The 13068-nt window shown below is 64.7% G+C and carries 13 protein-coding genes and 1 pseudogene; 9 read left to right on the forward strand and 5 right to left on the reverse strand.

The window, feature by feature from the left end:
* From M1248_RS13055 to M1248_RS33375, 3 genes and pseudogenes are all read right to left on the reverse strand, one after another.
* Complete coding sequence (locus M1248_RS13055) at positions 1 to 1161, reverse strand: thiolase C-terminal domain-containing protein (protein ID WP_317148620.1); 1161 nt, start codon at positions 1159 to 1161, stop codon at positions 1 to 3.
* Positions 1158 to 2384 carry a Zn-ribbon domain-containing OB-fold protein gene (locus M1248_RS13060; RefSeq protein WP_317148621.1) on the reverse strand — a complete coding sequence of 409 codons (1227 nt, stop codon included), beginning with the start codon at positions 2382 to 2384 and terminating at the stop codon, positions 1158 to 1160. Before M1248_RS13060 ends, M1248_RS13055 begins: the two co-directional genes overlap by 4 nt.
* Before the next feature lie 133 nt (positions 2385 to 2517).
* A pseudogene (locus M1248_RS33375) lies at positions 2518 to 2610 on the reverse strand (hypothetical protein); the annotation flags it as partial.
* Between M1248_RS33375 and M1248_RS13065 the strand changes: the two are divergent.
* Genes M1248_RS13065 through M1248_RS13080 form a run of 4 tightly spaced genes read left to right on the forward strand, consistent with a single transcriptional unit; the run spans position 2570 to position 6465 of the window.
* Positions 2570 to 3361, forward strand: coding sequence for an SDR family oxidoreductase (locus M1248_RS13065; protein WP_410506661.1), 792 nt, complete (start codon positions 2570 to 2572; stop codon positions 3359 to 3361). The pseudogene M1248_RS33375 and the gene M1248_RS13065 sit on opposite strands and share 41 nt — an antisense overlap.
* Before the next feature lie 12 nt (positions 3362 to 3373).
* The gene (locus M1248_RS13070; RefSeq protein ID WP_317148623.1) at positions 3374 to 4522 is read left to right on the forward strand and encodes an acyl-CoA dehydrogenase family protein; all 1149 of its coding nucleotides are present in this window, start codon (positions 3374 to 3376) and stop codon (positions 4520 to 4522) included.
* A 60-nt stretch (positions 4523 to 4582) separates the two neighbouring features.
* Positions 4583 to 5689: an acyl-CoA dehydrogenase family protein gene (locus tag M1248_RS13075; protein WP_317148624.1), complete on the forward strand. Its 1107-nt coding sequence runs from the start codon at positions 4583 to 4585 to the stop codon at positions 5687 to 5689.
* Entirely contained in the window at positions 5686 to 6465 is a 780-nt protein-coding gene (locus tag M1248_RS13080; RefSeq protein ID WP_317148625.1) for an SDR family oxidoreductase, read from the forward strand. The genes M1248_RS13075 and M1248_RS13080 overlap by 4 nt, the downstream gene beginning before the upstream one ends.
* 61 nt (positions 6466 to 6526) lie before the next feature.
* Here M1248_RS13080 and M1248_RS13085 read toward each other — a convergent pair whose 3' ends face one another.
* Entirely contained in the window at positions 6527 to 7354 is an 828-nt protein-coding gene (locus M1248_RS13085) for an enoyl-CoA hydratase/isomerase family protein (RefSeq protein WP_317148626.1), read from the reverse strand.
* A 166-nt stretch (positions 7355 to 7520) separates the two neighbouring features.
* Here M1248_RS13085 and M1248_RS13090 point away from each other — a divergent pair, with 166 nt between their 5' ends.
* From M1248_RS13090 to M1248_RS13100, 3 genes are read left to right on the forward strand one after another with little or no spacing between them, the layout of a single operon-like run.
* Positions 7521 to 8348 (forward strand): mycofactocin-coupled SDR family oxidoreductase, encoded by an 828-nt coding sequence (locus M1248_RS13090; RefSeq protein WP_317148627.1) that lies wholly within the window; start codon positions 7521 to 7523, stop codon positions 8346 to 8348.
* An 8-nt stretch (positions 8349 to 8356) separates the two neighbouring features.
* Positions 8357 to 9154 (forward strand): SDR family oxidoreductase, encoded by a 798-nt coding sequence (locus tag M1248_RS13095; RefSeq protein WP_317148628.1) that lies wholly within the window; start codon positions 8357 to 8359, stop codon positions 9152 to 9154.
* A 13-nt stretch (positions 9155 to 9167) separates the two neighbouring features.
* Positions 9168 to 10349, forward strand: coding sequence for a cytochrome P450 (locus M1248_RS13100; RefSeq protein WP_317148629.1), 1182 nt, complete (start codon positions 9168 to 9170; stop codon positions 10347 to 10349).
* A 7-nt stretch (positions 10350 to 10356) separates the two neighbouring features.
* Here the strand turns inward: M1248_RS13100 and fadD4 are convergent, their stop codons facing one another.
* Positions 10357 to 11874, reverse strand: a complete 1518-nt coding sequence (gene fadD4, locus M1248_RS13105; RefSeq protein WP_317148630.1) for a fatty-acid--CoA ligase FadD4 — start codon at positions 11872 to 11874, stop codon at positions 10357 to 10359.
* Positions 11875 to 11952: 78 nt separating this feature from the next.
* Between fadD4 and M1248_RS13110 the strand changes: the two genes are divergently transcribed.
* Both M1248_RS13110 and M1248_RS13115 read left to right on the forward strand, forming a co-directional pair.
* Positions 11953 to 12567, forward strand: coding sequence for an isochorismatase family protein (locus M1248_RS13110; RefSeq protein WP_317148631.1), 615 nt, complete (start codon positions 11953 to 11955; stop codon positions 12565 to 12567).
* A gap of 54 nt (positions 12568 to 12621) precedes the next feature.
* Positions 12622 to 13053: a hypothetical protein gene (locus tag M1248_RS13115; protein ID WP_317148632.1), complete on the forward strand. Its 432-nt coding sequence runs from the start codon at positions 12622 to 12624 to the stop codon at positions 13051 to 13053.
* Positions 13054 to 13068: the final 15 nt, after the last annotated feature.

A 13068-nucleotide genomic window follows, 5' to 3' on the forward strand; every position in this document is an offset into this window, starting at 1 on the left:
TCAATTCTTCTCGCTGGAGAGGATCGTCACCGCGGAGACCGCGGTTGGTCCACCGATGTTGTGCGCCAACGCCACGCGGGCGCCGTCAACCTGGTTCTCAGCCTCGCCGCGCAGTTGGTTGAACAGTTCATAGCATTGCGCCACGCCGGTTGCACCGGGCGGGTGCCCCTTGGCCTTCAGGCCGCCGCTGGGATTGATGGGGATCGACCCGCCGACGTAGTGCTCACGACCCTCGACGAGCTTGTAGGCCTCGAACCGGTTGGCGAAGCCGAGGTCCTCGTAGCTGATGAGTTCGACACCGGTGAAGCAGTCGTGCACCTCGGCCACGTCGATGTCGCGCGGCGTGACACCGGCCATCGTCATCGCCGTCTTGGCCGCACGCACCGTCGGGGGGAACGTCGTCATGTCGGTCTTGTGCTGATGCATCACGCGATCCATGCCGAGCCCGACGCCACGCACCCACACCGGCCGATCGGTGTAGCGGTCGACGACGTCCTCGGCCGCTAGGATCACCGCGGCGGCGCCATCGCTCTGCGGGGTGCAGTCGTAGAGCCCAAACGGCTCAACCACGATCGGTGCCGCCAAGGCCTGCTCGACGGTGATCTCGTAGCGCAGTTGAGCTTTGGGGTTGTTCAGCGCGTGGAAGTGGTTTTTCACCGCCACCATCGCCATGTGCTCCTTGGTCGCAGGCGACTCGTGCAGGTATCGGATGACGTGCAGCGCGAAATTGGCGGGCGCGACCAGGCCCAGCGGGTAATCCCATGCGTTATCGCGCGTCATCGCCGCCCAGTCCCAGAAGGTGGAGGTCGACGACGTCTCACGAACCTTGTCGGCGCCGACGACCAGCACCACGTCGTAAAGACCCGAGGCGATGGCCATGGTCCCGTTGCGGATCGCGTCGTTGCCTGTGGCACACGCATTTTCGATGCGAGTGACCGGGATATCAGTGAGGTCGAGCGTGTCGGCGAGTATGCCCGACGGGAATCCGTCGGTGGTGGACAGCTCGCCGAACCAAGCCGCCTCTATTTCAGACTTGTCGATGCCCTTGTCGACGCCGGACACCGCCTCGGCGTAGGCCATCGGCACCAGGTCCTTGATACCGAGCTCGAAGTGCTCGGCGAACGGCGTCATGCCGGCGCCCACGATGGCGACATTCCTCATGCCTCGACTCCTTCCGAGCTCAGTGTGCGCCCCGGCCAGAACGCGTACCCGTAATCGGGGATGCCTGCTCGCGTCGCGATCTTGCGCAGCACGACGGCACCCTCCTGCCCGATCGTCGCCTCGCCCGCGGGCACGCCCGTCACCTTCAGCAGTACCCGCACCGGGCTGCCGTCGAGCTGGACGACGGCCAGTGAGTACGGGCTTGGCAGGTCGGGCACCGGGATCCGGATGGTGGTGTGGGTGTACACCGTGCCGGTCCGCGGCAGCGGCTCGAGCTTGTATTCGGTGGCCAGTTGCCCGGCGTTGTTCACGCGCAGCCTCGGCGGGAACTGCGGGGCGGAGTCAATGCCCGGACTTTCGTCGAACACTGCTGCTTCCCAACGAATCTTCGGCTCGAACGCGCGCGCATATGCCGGCATCGAGATCGGGATGCCGACGCCGTCGGCGACACGGAGCTTCGGCAGGTCGCGTGGCGGAGCCTCGTCGCGGGATATCCGCGGCGACGCATCGTCGAGCGCGAGTTCGGCTGCGCTGATGCTTGACTGTTCGACGCCGAGCAGCAGGCCCGGAATGTGCGCCTCGATCGCCTCTGCCAGCAGTCGGATGATCGCGGCGGCCGAGGCCGTCGCGTCCGCAAGGGCACTCGCGGTGTCGAAGCCGCTGCCGAGTTGAGCCGGCGGCACGCCTGCCACCGCGGCAACCGAGGGTGTCCCGGTCAAGCCGAGTCGGGCGAGGGTCGACCGAACGCCGACCTCGCGCTGCAGCCGGGGGTCGACGTAGGCGTGACGGGTGCCGTCCTCTGCGCGGGCGGTCAACGGCAGGCTGCGGGTTTGGCGGCCCGTGGCCGTCACGGTCGCGCCGCTGTCTCCGGTCAGCGCGGCCGCCGCGCCCACGGCGAGATCGTTGTCGTCGGCACCGATGACCAACGTGCCCGGCGAAGCGCTGACCAGTTGGTCGAGCACGGCGGGCGCGCCACCGAGCACTTCGGTGACCGGGATATCGGCCGACAGCGACAGCGCGGCCAGCAGCACCGCGCCGTTGCCGCCTTCGAGCAGCGGAAAGTCACGCGACACCAACACGACGCGTTCGGCAGTCGCATCGGGATCGGCGGCACGTCCGGCGGCGACCGCCATGGTCAGTGCATCCTCGTCCGGCCCCTTGACGCGACGCTCGCGGACGGTCCATGGCGGCAGGTAGGTGCCGATCGAGACGACCTGCGTCATGGTTCGATTCTCCTCCACCGGGTACCGCGATCCGTCGCATTCTTAATGCGCTATATAGTTATAGCATTCTGCTCCATCGCCACCTAAGCCAGGGAGAAGACAGCGTCGTGGAAACTCTCGGTCCCCGCACCCTCAAGGACCGCGTCGTCGTGGTCACCGGTGCCAGTCGCGGCATCGGCCGCGAGATCGCGATCCGGGCGGGGTCAGACGGCGCGGCGGTCGCGCTGCTGGCCAAGACCGAGACGCCGAACCCGAAAATCGCCGGCACCCTCACCGAGACCGCCCAGGCAGTCCGCGACGCTGGTGGCCGGGCACTGTCACTCGCGGTCGACGTCCGCGACGCCGACGGGGTGGCGGGCGCGATCGCCGCTGCCGCCGAGGAGTTCGGTGGCATCGACGTCGTGGTGAACAACGCTGGCGCACTTGACCTTCGCCCTACACCGAAACTGCCGCCGAAGAACTTCGACCGTCTGCTCGCCGTCAATGTCGAAGGACCCTTCGCGGTCGTTCAGGCGGCGTTCACCTACCTGCGAAACTCCGACAACGCCCACGTCGTCAACGTGTCGCCGCCGCTCAACCTGGACCCGCGTTGGGTCGGGGCGCACGTCGGACACACGGTGGGCAAGTACGCCGAAAGCCTGCTGACTCTCGGATGGGCTGCGGAGTTCGCGTCGATTCCGATCGCAGTGAACTCGGTGTGGCCGGCGACCACCATCGCCAGCACGGGGATGATCGTCGCGATGGGCAAGGACGTCGTCCATGCCCAGGCACGCACTCCCAGGATCATGTCCGACGCAGTACACGCGCTGGTCACCCGGGCCGCCGCCGAATGCACCGGCAACTTCTACACCGACGAACAGATCCTTCGAGACGAGGGCTGGGATGCCGGCGATATCGCGGGCTACAGGCTCGCCGAGCGTGAAGAGGATCTGACTCCGAACTTCTATCTCGACTCGCCTAGAACTCCCGCGGTGTAGGCGAGTGGTCCGGTGAATTCCTTTGACGCGCTGAGCGCCCGTGATACGGACTTGGTCAAGCTGCGTTCCGCCATTCGCGACTTCTTGGCGTCGGATCGCGCTGAGTTCGGTTGGGCGCCTGCTGTCGACGCCTGGATGGGCGAGTGGGACGAGGAGTTCTCTGCGCGCTTGGGCGCCGCGGGTTTCCTGGGACTGACGGTCCCCAAGCGCTACGGCGGCCACGAGTTGGGGCACCTGCACCGCTATGTCGTGACAGAGGAACTGATCGCCGCGGGTGCGCCGGTGGCCGCGCACTGGACCGCCGACCGTCAGGTGGCGCCCAGTCTGCTGGCGTACGGATCCGAAGAGCAGCGTGCGAGGCTCTTGCCGAAAATCGTTGCCGGCACGCTCTACTCGTCCATCGGAATGAGCGAGCACGGCGCAGGATCGGATCTCGCCGCCGTTGCCACCAAAGCGGTTCGCGCCGAAGGTGGTTGGCTCCTTTCTGGCACCAAGGTGTGGACGAGCGGCGCCCACCACGCTCACCAGGTGGTGGTGCTGGCCCGCACCAGCCCACCGGATCCGGAGCATCGGCACGCCGGGTTCAGCCAGTTCCTGGTGCCGTGCGATGCCGAGGGCGTGCGGATTGAACCCATCCTGTCGATGTCGGGGGCACATCACTTCAACGAGGTCATCCTGGATTCTGTTTTCGTCGCCGACGCGGATGTGCTCGGTGAGGTCGGCAACGGTTGGCACCAGGTCACGTCGGAATTGTCGTTCGAGCGCAGTGGCCCAGAGCGAATCCTGTCCGCCGGCCCCCTGCTCCTGTCGGCGATCCGCGCGCTGAGCGGGGGTCCGGTCCCCGACGACCGGACCGCTGTCGCCGTCGGTGATCTGCTCGCGCGGCTCATCTCGCTGCGCCAGCTGTCGCTGTCAGTGGCTCGCACACTCACCGATGGCGGCGACGCGGCGAGCCTCGCCGCGCTGGTGAAAGACCTCGGTACCCGTTTCGAGGCTGAATCGGTGGAGTTGATCGCCGACGTGCTGGAGGGCTCGACAGTGAACCCGGAGCTGACAGCGATGCTCACCACGGCTTGGCTGCACAAGCCGATGTTCACCCTGCGCGGCGGCACCAACGAGGTATTGCGGGGCGTGGTAGCTCGCGGAATGGGGTTGCGATGAGCGCTTGCGCGAAGAGCGGGAGATTCAGATGAGCGCTGGCGCGAAGAGCGGGAGATTGCCATGAGCGCGCTTGCTGGTGGTGTTTTCGCTGCCAACGCAATCCAAGATGACGATGCCGAATTGCGTTCCCTCGTAGACGAACTCGGGCAGCGCTCGTACGACGCGGGGCTGGGCCGCCGCGGGGTGCCCGACCGGTTCGACACCGACCTGTGGCGTAATCTCGAAGAGACGGGCCTGGCCCGGCTGACGAGCAATCCCGACATGGGCGCGGGACCCCACGAGCTGGCGATCGTGCTCTACGGCGTGGCACGCCATGCCGGCGCGGTTCCCCTTGCCGAAACCGATGCGCTCGCGGGTTGGCTCGGGCGCGAGGCCGGCATCGAGCTCCCCGACGGACCACTTACCGTTGCGATCGCCGACGCGGACGTCCGGGACGGGCGAGTCGCAGGAACCGCAGAGGCCGTGCCGTGGGCGCGGCCGTGCACCACGGTCCTCGCTGTGCGGAGTCGCGACGGATTGAAGATCGGCATGTTGGACGCGACAGCGGGCAGCCGACATGAGGCTCACAACCTCGCCGGAGAGCCACGGGACGCGATTGCATTCGATGTACCGAGCGACGCGTTGCACACTGTGGACTCGGCGTTGGAGGCCCAGCTCATGCGACGGGGCGCGTGGTCGCGGTGTGTACAGGTCATGGGTGCGCTCGACGCGGCCGCGGCGCTGTCGGTGGCGCACACTCGCGAGCGCGTCCAATTCGGCCGCCCGCTCAGCGCATTTCAGTCCGTACAGCAGTCCCTTGCGGGTATGGCCGGAGATATCGAACGCGCGCGCGCCGCTGTCGAACTAGCCGTTGCCGCGGCCGCCGAGCACGGCTTCGACTCGCCACACACCGACTACGCCGTCACAATCGCCAAGATCGCGGTCGGGCGGACCGTCATTCCCGTCAGCACCACCGCTCATCAGCTGCACGGTGCCATTGGGGTGACCAGCGAGCACCCGCTCTGGCTGTTCACCCTGCGGGCCCAGAGCTGGGCCGGGGATTACGGGACCACTGCGCATTTCGCACGCCGTCTAGGCCGAATGGCACTGACGGCAGAAGATCCGTGGGATTTGGTGATCGGAAATCTAGACAATCTGAAAACAATTGACAAGAAGGAGAACTGGTGACAGTCAAGCAATTCGAGGGTGCATCGGCGATCGTCAGCGGCGGCGCGGGCGGCCTGGGCGAGGCAACCGTGCGGCGGTTACATGCCGACGGACTCGGTGTCGTCATCGCCGACCTGGCCGCCGACAAGGGCAAGGCGCTGGCCGACGAGCTCGGTAGCGGCGCACTGTTCGTCAGTACGGACGTGACTAGCGATGACAGCATCCTCGGGGCGATCGAGCAGGCCAAGCAGCTCGGCCAACTGCGCTACGCCGTGGTCGCGCACGGGGGTTTCGGTGTCGCCCAACGGATCGTGCAGCGCGACGGCAGCCCGGCCGACATGGGCGGCTTTACCAAGACCATCGATCTGTATCTGACCGGGACATATAACCTGACGCGTCTGGTGGCGGCGTCAGTGGCCGCCGAGGATCCACGCGAGGACGGTGAGCGAGGCGCCATCGTGATGACGGCCTCGGTGGCCGGCTATGAAGGCCAGATAGGGCAGACCGCTTATGCCGCAGCCAAAGCCGGTGTGATCGGATTGACCATCGCGGCCGCCCGCGACCTGAGCTCGGTGGGCATCCGGGTCAACACCATCGCGCCGGGCACCATGAAGACGCCGATCATGGAATCGGTTGGCGAAGAGGCTATCGCCAAATTCGCCGCCAACATCCCATTTCCCAAGCGTCTGGGCACACCGGCCGAATACGCCGACGCGGCGGCGTTCCTCCTCACGAACACCTACGTCAACGGCGAAGTGATGCGCCTCGATGGCGCACAGCGCTTCACGCCGAAGTAGGCACGGGCAACCGTCGCGGTCTGGCCGACCACCCCGCCGGCCAGGCCGCGCCGGCTCACACTCAGAGCCGAGCGTCCACTTGGAGTTCGGGGTGCACCCAGTTCGGCGAGTTCTTCTGCTTGAACGCGCGGAAGCCCTCGCGTGCCTCGGGTCCGAACAAGCTGGTCTGCATGCCGATCCGGTCGAAGAGTCCGAGGTAGTTGTCCAGGCTTGCCTTGACCACGCCGCGCGCTGCCGGTGCGGTCCGGCAGCATTGCCCTAGAAGCTCCTTCGCCACATCGAGCAGGTCGTCGTGAGGCACGACCCTGGCGACCATCCCCCACTCGACGGCCTCCGCTGGGTTCAGCGTGCGCCCTGTGAACATCAGATCCTTGGTCCGGACCGGTCCGATCATGCGAGCAAGAACCTGGCTGTAATACGTATCGGCGATACCACGGAACAACTCCGGTACGCGGAAGGTCGCTCGGTCGCTCACGACGGCCAAGTCGCTGCACATTGCAATCTGCAGTCCGCCGCCCTGGCAGAGCCCGTTGACCGCCGAAACCACCGGTTTCGGCGATTGCCGCAGGACGTCGAACGGCGTCACGTCCATACCCATGGTCGAGGCGAAGTCCATCCAGTTGTCCGCGGCGGCCTGACCGAGGTCGCCACCGGGCGCGAAGACGTCACCGGTCCCGGTGATCAGCAGCCCCGCGAGGTCCGGGTCAGCGTTCACCCGGCTGATCGCGTACCGAATGCCGAAGTACATGGCCGGGGTCATCGCATTGCGCGCCTCGGGACGGTCGAGCGTGCAGATCGCAAACGGCCCTTCTCGTTTGAACGTCAGGTAGGGGGTTCCGAGCCAGTCGCCGTCGGGGGGGCGGGGGCCGCCGTTGAGGGTGTCGGTCATGGGGTTCCCTTCCAGAGCATCGATAATTCGTCGAATATTAAATTAGCGAAATAGTTGTATGATTCCAACTTCGCGGCGTAACATCCGTCACGTGGCGCACGTCACTGCAGCGTGCGCGTGGTTACCCGCCGAGCGCGGGCGATAGCGAGCTACTGGAGGCATACGAATGGGTTCACTGGACGGCAGGGTCGTCTTCATCACCGGAGCCGCCCGCGGGCAGGGCCGATCGCATGCGGTGTTGTGTGCCGAGCAGGGCGCCAACATCGTCGGAATCGACATTTGCGAAGACCTCGACGTGGTGCCCTACAAGCTGGGCACTTACGACGAGCTCGAAGAGACCGCTCGTCTGGTCGAGAAGACCGGTCAGGAGATGCTGTTCGAGAAGGCCGACGTCCGCGACCTGGCGGGGCTCCAGAAAGTCTTCGATGCCGGTGTGGAGAAGTTCGGCCACATCGACACCGTGATCGCCAATGCCGGCGTGGTGCTGACCAATGCCGACGAGCGCGATGCCAGCGAGGCGCTTCGGCTCGGGCTCGACATCATGCTCATCGGGGTATGGAACACCTTCCAGATCGCGATACCGCACATGAAGGCACGGGGCCAGGGCGGCAATCTGATCGCGACCAGTTCGATGATCGCGCTACTGGATCTCACCGACGGCCGCGGTGGCACCGATGCCTATCTGACGTCCAAGCTCGCGGTCACCGGCCTGGTTCGCTCTTACGCGCTCATGCTCGCCGCCGACCGTATCCGCGTCAACGGCGTGGCCCCGACCAACTGCAATACACCGATGATCACCGACAACCCTGCTTTGTTCAAGGTGATCGAGGAGAACCCGCATTTGGTCAACGCGATGTCGACCGCACTGCCGGACTTCCCGATGATCGAGCCCCTCGATGTCAGCAATGCGATCCTGTTCCTGATCAGCGACGCGGGCCGCTCGTTCACCGGCAGCGTCTTGAAAGTCGACGCCGGCATGGACGTCAAGCGCTAGCCGGAACCATGCACTTCGGGATCGACGGGCGATCAGCGCTGATCGTCGGCGGCAGCAAGGGAATCGGATTCGAAGTCGCCAAAATGCTTGCGGCAGAGGGTTGCCGGGTGGCGATACTCGCACGGACCAAAGCCGATATCGATGCCGCGGTGGAGGCGATTCGCGCTGAGGGCGGCGCGGCAACGGGAGTCTGCGCGGACGTCAGCGCCCAGGACCAGCTCGACGACGCCGTGCGAGAGGTGGCCGGGGAGCACGGGCCACCGCTGATCGTGATCGGCCAGGCGAAGTACCAGCGGCCGGGCGATTTCGCCGACATCGGCGATCTGGATGCCTACCGAGAGTCGTTCGAGGCGCACACGATGAGTCAGATCTTCCTGCTGCGCGCTGTCCTTCCGGCAATGCGGGACGCGGGCTGGGGACGTTTCGTGCACATCGGGTCGGCTACCGCCAAGGAGCCTGCGGGCAATATCCATCACGCGGTGGCCAATACCAGCCGGCCGTCGACGGTCGGGCTGTTGAAGACGGTGTCCGACGAATACGCCCGTTACGGCGTCACGGTGAACACCGTCGCTCCCGGCTGGATCGAGACCGCCAACTCCATCGCGTATCTGGAGAAAAACTTGGGCGCAGGTACCGACGATGAGCGCCGCGATTTCATGCTGGGTGAGGCCAGGGTGCCGGCAGCACGCATGGGCAAACCGGATGAAATAGCCTCGCTGGTCACGTATCTGTGTTCGGATCTGGCCGGGTACATCACCGGAAGCTGGATCGAGGTCGACGGCGGCCTGCACCGGTCGGCGTTCTGAGAACGGGAGTCCCATGAGCGCCAAGAGCGACGATGTGGTCGATACGTGCGGCGCCCCGACGCTCGAATGGGCGAAGTTGCCGATGGCGGCCGACAGAGGTGTCGGGTGGGCGGCCGCGCGCGACGCCGGGCCCGTCGTGTACATGGACGGCTGGTTCTATCTGACCCGTCGCGAGGACGTGCTCGACGCACTACGCAAACCTGAAGTGTTCTCGTCGAAGCAGGCGTTCGACATGCTCGGAAGTCCACTGCCGTTGGTGCCGATCGCCTTCGATCCGCCCGAACACACCAGGTTCCGCCATGTCCTTCAGCCGTTCTTCAGCCCCCATACGTTGGGCGAGATGCTGCCGGCATTGCAGCGTCAAGCGGTGGACATCGTCAATGCTGTCGCCGCCGGAGGCGACTGCGAGGTCATGGCAGACATCGCGATTCCCTATCCATCGCAGGTGTTTTTGACGCTGTTCGGGCTTCCACTGGAGGATCGGGACCGCCTGATAGCGTGGAAAGACGCCGTCATAAACCTGGCCGACCGGCCGTCGCTGGAGGGCGTGGATCTCACCCCAGCGCTTGAATTGTTCTCCTACCTGACCGACGCGATCAACGAACGCCGACAGAACCCCGGCCGCGATGTCCTGTCCCAGGTGCTCACTGGGGAGCATCCCCTCGACGATGCCGAGGCGATCGGCCTGAGCTACCTCTTCGTGCTCGCGGGACTCGACACCGTCACCTCTTCCATGGGTTCTGCACTGCTGGAACTGGCTCGCAACCCCGAATTGCAGGCGACTCTGCGCCGCGATGCCGAACAAATCAAGGTCTTTGTCGAGGAGATCGTGCGCTTGGAACCGCCAGCGCCACTGGTGCCCAGGGTCATCACGGAAGCCGTCACCATCGGCGACGTGACGCTGCCGGCGGGCACACAGGTTCGACTGCTATTGGGCGCGATCAACCGCGACGACAGCGATGCGATCTCCACCAATGACGTTGTCATGGACGGAAAGGTACACCGACACTGGGGGTTCGGCGGTGGTCCGCACCGCTGCCTTGGTTCGCACTTGGCGCGTATGGAACTGACCTTGATCGTCGGTGAATGGCTGAAGCGAGTCCCCGCCTTCGAACTGGCACCGGACTACACTCCCGAAATCACCTTTCCGGCAAACACCTTCGCGCTCGCACGTTTGCCGCTTCGGCTCGGGTGACCGGCTGTCAGGAGTATTTCTTCACGAGTTCCTGCTTGTAAAGCTTGCCGGTGTCGGTGCGGGGCAGGTGCGGCTCGAACGAAATCGAGCGCGGGCACTTGTAGTGCGTTAGGCGTTCTCGCAACCAGACCAGAAGATCGTCGGCGAATTCCTTGGTGGCGTCGTCGGGATCGACCGTCTGCACGACGCCCTTGACGCTCTGACCCATCTCGTCGTCGGGTATGCCGAACACCGCAGCGTCGAGCACCTTCGGATGAGTTATCAACAGGTTCTCGGCCTCCTGCGGATAGATGTTCACTCCACCCGAGATGATCATGTGGTGTCGGCGGTCAGTCAGATAGAGGTAGCCCTCGCAGTCCAGATAGCCGAGGTCACCGACGGTCGCCCAGCCGTGTCTGTCGTGCGAGTCTGCGGTCTTCGCCTCGTCTTTGAGATATTCGAACGAATGCCCACCCTCGTAGTAGATCTCGCCGACCTCACCGCTCGGCACCTCGTTGCCGTCCTCATCGAGAATGTGCGGCACGCCGACCAGCGGCCGGCCCACCGACCCCGGGTGGCTCAACCAGTCGTCGGCGCGAATGAACGACGCACCCACTGCCTCCGAGGAGGCGTAATACTCGTCGATGATCGGACCCCACCATTCGATCATCCGCCGCTTGATCTCGACCGGACATGGCGCCGCGGCGTGCACAACTCTCTGAAGAGAGGAGACATCATACGAATTCCGAACATCCTCAGGCAGTTTCAACATAAGAACAAACATTGCCGGGACAAACTGACCGTGTGTAACCCGGTATCGTTGGATGCATTCAAGCGCGAGCTCCGGATCAAACTTTTCCATGATGACAGTCGTGGCACCCAACGACTGGACCACCATTGACCAATATGACGGCGCCGTGTGATACAGCGGCGCTGGGCTCAAATACACGGACTCACGGTTGATTCCGACCGCGTTCATGAGTGGCATCAGGATGTTGGGCGCGTCTGCCGGGGCGACCCGGGGCAGCTCACGGCGGATCCCCTTGGGCCGGCCAGTCGTACCCGAGGAGTACTGGAGCAGATCACCTTCGCGTTCATCACTGATCGGGTCTGACGGTCGATCGGCAACGCATTCCGGATACCGTTGCCATCCCTCCAGATCGTCGTCGGCAATGAGCAACATGCACGGGGGACCACCTGGCAGATGTTCCGAAAGTCCTTCGCACACCTTGCGCATCGCCCGCGACCCAATCACCGCCTTGGCCCCACTGTTGTCGACGATGTATGCCGCTTCTGCCGCCGTGAGATGAGTATTGACCATTACGTAGTAGAGGCCGCTGCGCCGCGCTGCCCACATCACCGCATGTACGTGCTGGTTGTTCTCCAGGATCGCTGCGACCGTTTCGCCCTCACGTAGACCCGCTTGCCTGAAGAAGTGTGCCAGCCGATTTGCTCGCGCCTCCAACTCCGCGAAGTCGATCGCCTGCCCCGATGGATACAGGATCAAGGCGGGCTTACCGGAGTCGACATACTCACGGATCTGCATGCCGACATTCTATGTTTCGGTGAGTATCGTCGGAGCGAAATCCCTTTTCCAATAACCATTTACACTAGAATCTTCAGCATGCCGAAGTCACCGGAACATGCAGAACTTGCCACCGTCGCCGTCCTCTGTGTGGAGTGCCAGAACGGCGTACTCGGTCCCCAGTCGGTCTTGCCTGCGTTGGCGGCCGATTCCGCCGATCTGATCGGCGCTCTGCGCCGGCTACTCGACGCTGCCCGCGCTCGCGGCGTGCCAGTGGTGCACGCCACCTACGAGGGGTTGCTGGCTGGCGACCACACGGGCACTGCGCGATTGTGGCGCGCGCTTGGGCCTGCGACTGCCGACTGGGAATCCGGCTCCGCCGAAACACAGGTCTTGCCCGAGCTTTTGGCGCCGACGGACCTGATACTTCCGCGGCACCATGGGCTCTTCCCCACCCTAGACACCGAGCTTCTTCCTGTGCTCAAGGGGCTCGGCGTGCACACCGTTGTATTGACCGGGGTCTCACTGAACCTGGCGCTGCCGTTTACGGCCGGTCACGCCGCGCAGGCGGGATTTAGCCTCGTCGTTCCGCGCGATGCCGTCGGTGGCACACCTGCCGACTATGCAAATCAGGTGCTCGACAACAGCATTGCAGTGCTCGGCCGAATCACCACAGTCGACCATCTCATCGCCGAATGGGACGCCGCTACCTAGGTCCGTAGAGCGAAAGCGGCTTTGCTGCAGCCCAATAAGGGCTAGAATGCGGGGATGATCGCGCGTCGTTCGATGTCCACGTCCGCCGTGATGGCCGTTGTCGTCACAATTGCGATCGGCGGCAGCACCGCCCTGGCTTCAGCCTCACCTGACGACGGATCTAGGGGCGCGGCAGACTGTCAGTACGTGCTGACATCGCCGGAGCTGGTCATCGTGCCCGGCGGCGCCAAATCGGTGCGGGCAACCCTGACCCCGAAGACGTGCACGCCGAATGCACAAGTGACCGGTGTGACCGTGTGTCTGTCGACCCCCGTCAGTCAAGGCAATTGCAAGAGATTGCCGGGCTGGGCCACCCCGGAGATCATCATCCCCTCGACGTCCCCAGACGCCACCTACACGGCCACCGGCGAGGTCTGCTGGCAGGACATACTCGGGTCCTTCAGATCAGAGTGTCGGACGACCGAGCCGGTCACCTCTACGCTCTAGTTCCTTAATCGACCG

This window comes from Mycobacterium sp. 29Ha (assembly GCF_032883055.1).
GTDB classification, from domain to species: domain Bacteria; phylum Actinomycetota; class Actinomycetes; order Mycobacteriales; family Mycobacteriaceae; genus Mycobacterium; species Mycobacterium gallinarum.

Excerpts from the sequence above, each read along its gene's own strand:
- M1248_RS13055 (WP_317148620.1), bottom strand. The coding sequence starts at position 1,161 with ATGAGGAATGTCGCCATCGTGGGCGCCGGCATGACGCCGTTCGCCGAG.
- M1248_RS13075 (WP_317148624.1), top strand. The coding sequence starts at position 4,583 with ATGAGCGCGCTTGCTGGTGGTGTTTTCGCTGCCAACGCAATCCAAGAT.
- fadD4 (WP_317148630.1), bottom strand. The coding sequence starts at position 11,874 with ATGCAGATCCGTGAGTATGTCGACTCCGGTAAGCCCGCCTTGATCCTG.
- M1248_RS13060 (WP_317148621.1), bottom strand. The coding sequence starts at position 2,384 with ATGACGCAGGTCGTCTCGATCGGCACCTACCTGCCGCCATGGACCGTC.
- M1248_RS13095 (WP_317148628.1), top strand. The coding sequence starts at position 8,357 with ATGCACTTCGGGATCGACGGGCGATCAGCGCTGATCGTCGGCGGCAGC.
- M1248_RS13110 (WP_317148631.1), top strand. The coding sequence starts at position 11,953 with ATGCCGAAGTCACCGGAACATGCAGAACTTGCCACCGTCGCCGTCCTC.
- M1248_RS13100 (WP_317148629.1), top strand. The coding sequence starts at position 9,168 with ATGAGCGCCAAGAGCGACGATGTGGTCGATACGTGCGGCGCCCCGACG.
- M1248_RS13085 (WP_317148626.1), bottom strand. The coding sequence starts at position 7,354 with ATGACCGACACCCTCAACGGCGGCCCCCGCCCCCCCGACGGCGACTGG.
- M1248_RS13090 (WP_317148627.1), top strand. The coding sequence starts at position 7,521 with ATGGGTTCACTGGACGGCAGGGTCGTCTTCATCACCGGAGCCGCCCGC.
- M1248_RS13115 (WP_317148632.1), top strand. The coding sequence starts at position 12,622 with ATGATCGCGCGTCGTTCGATGTCCACGTCCGCCGTGATGGCCGTTGTC.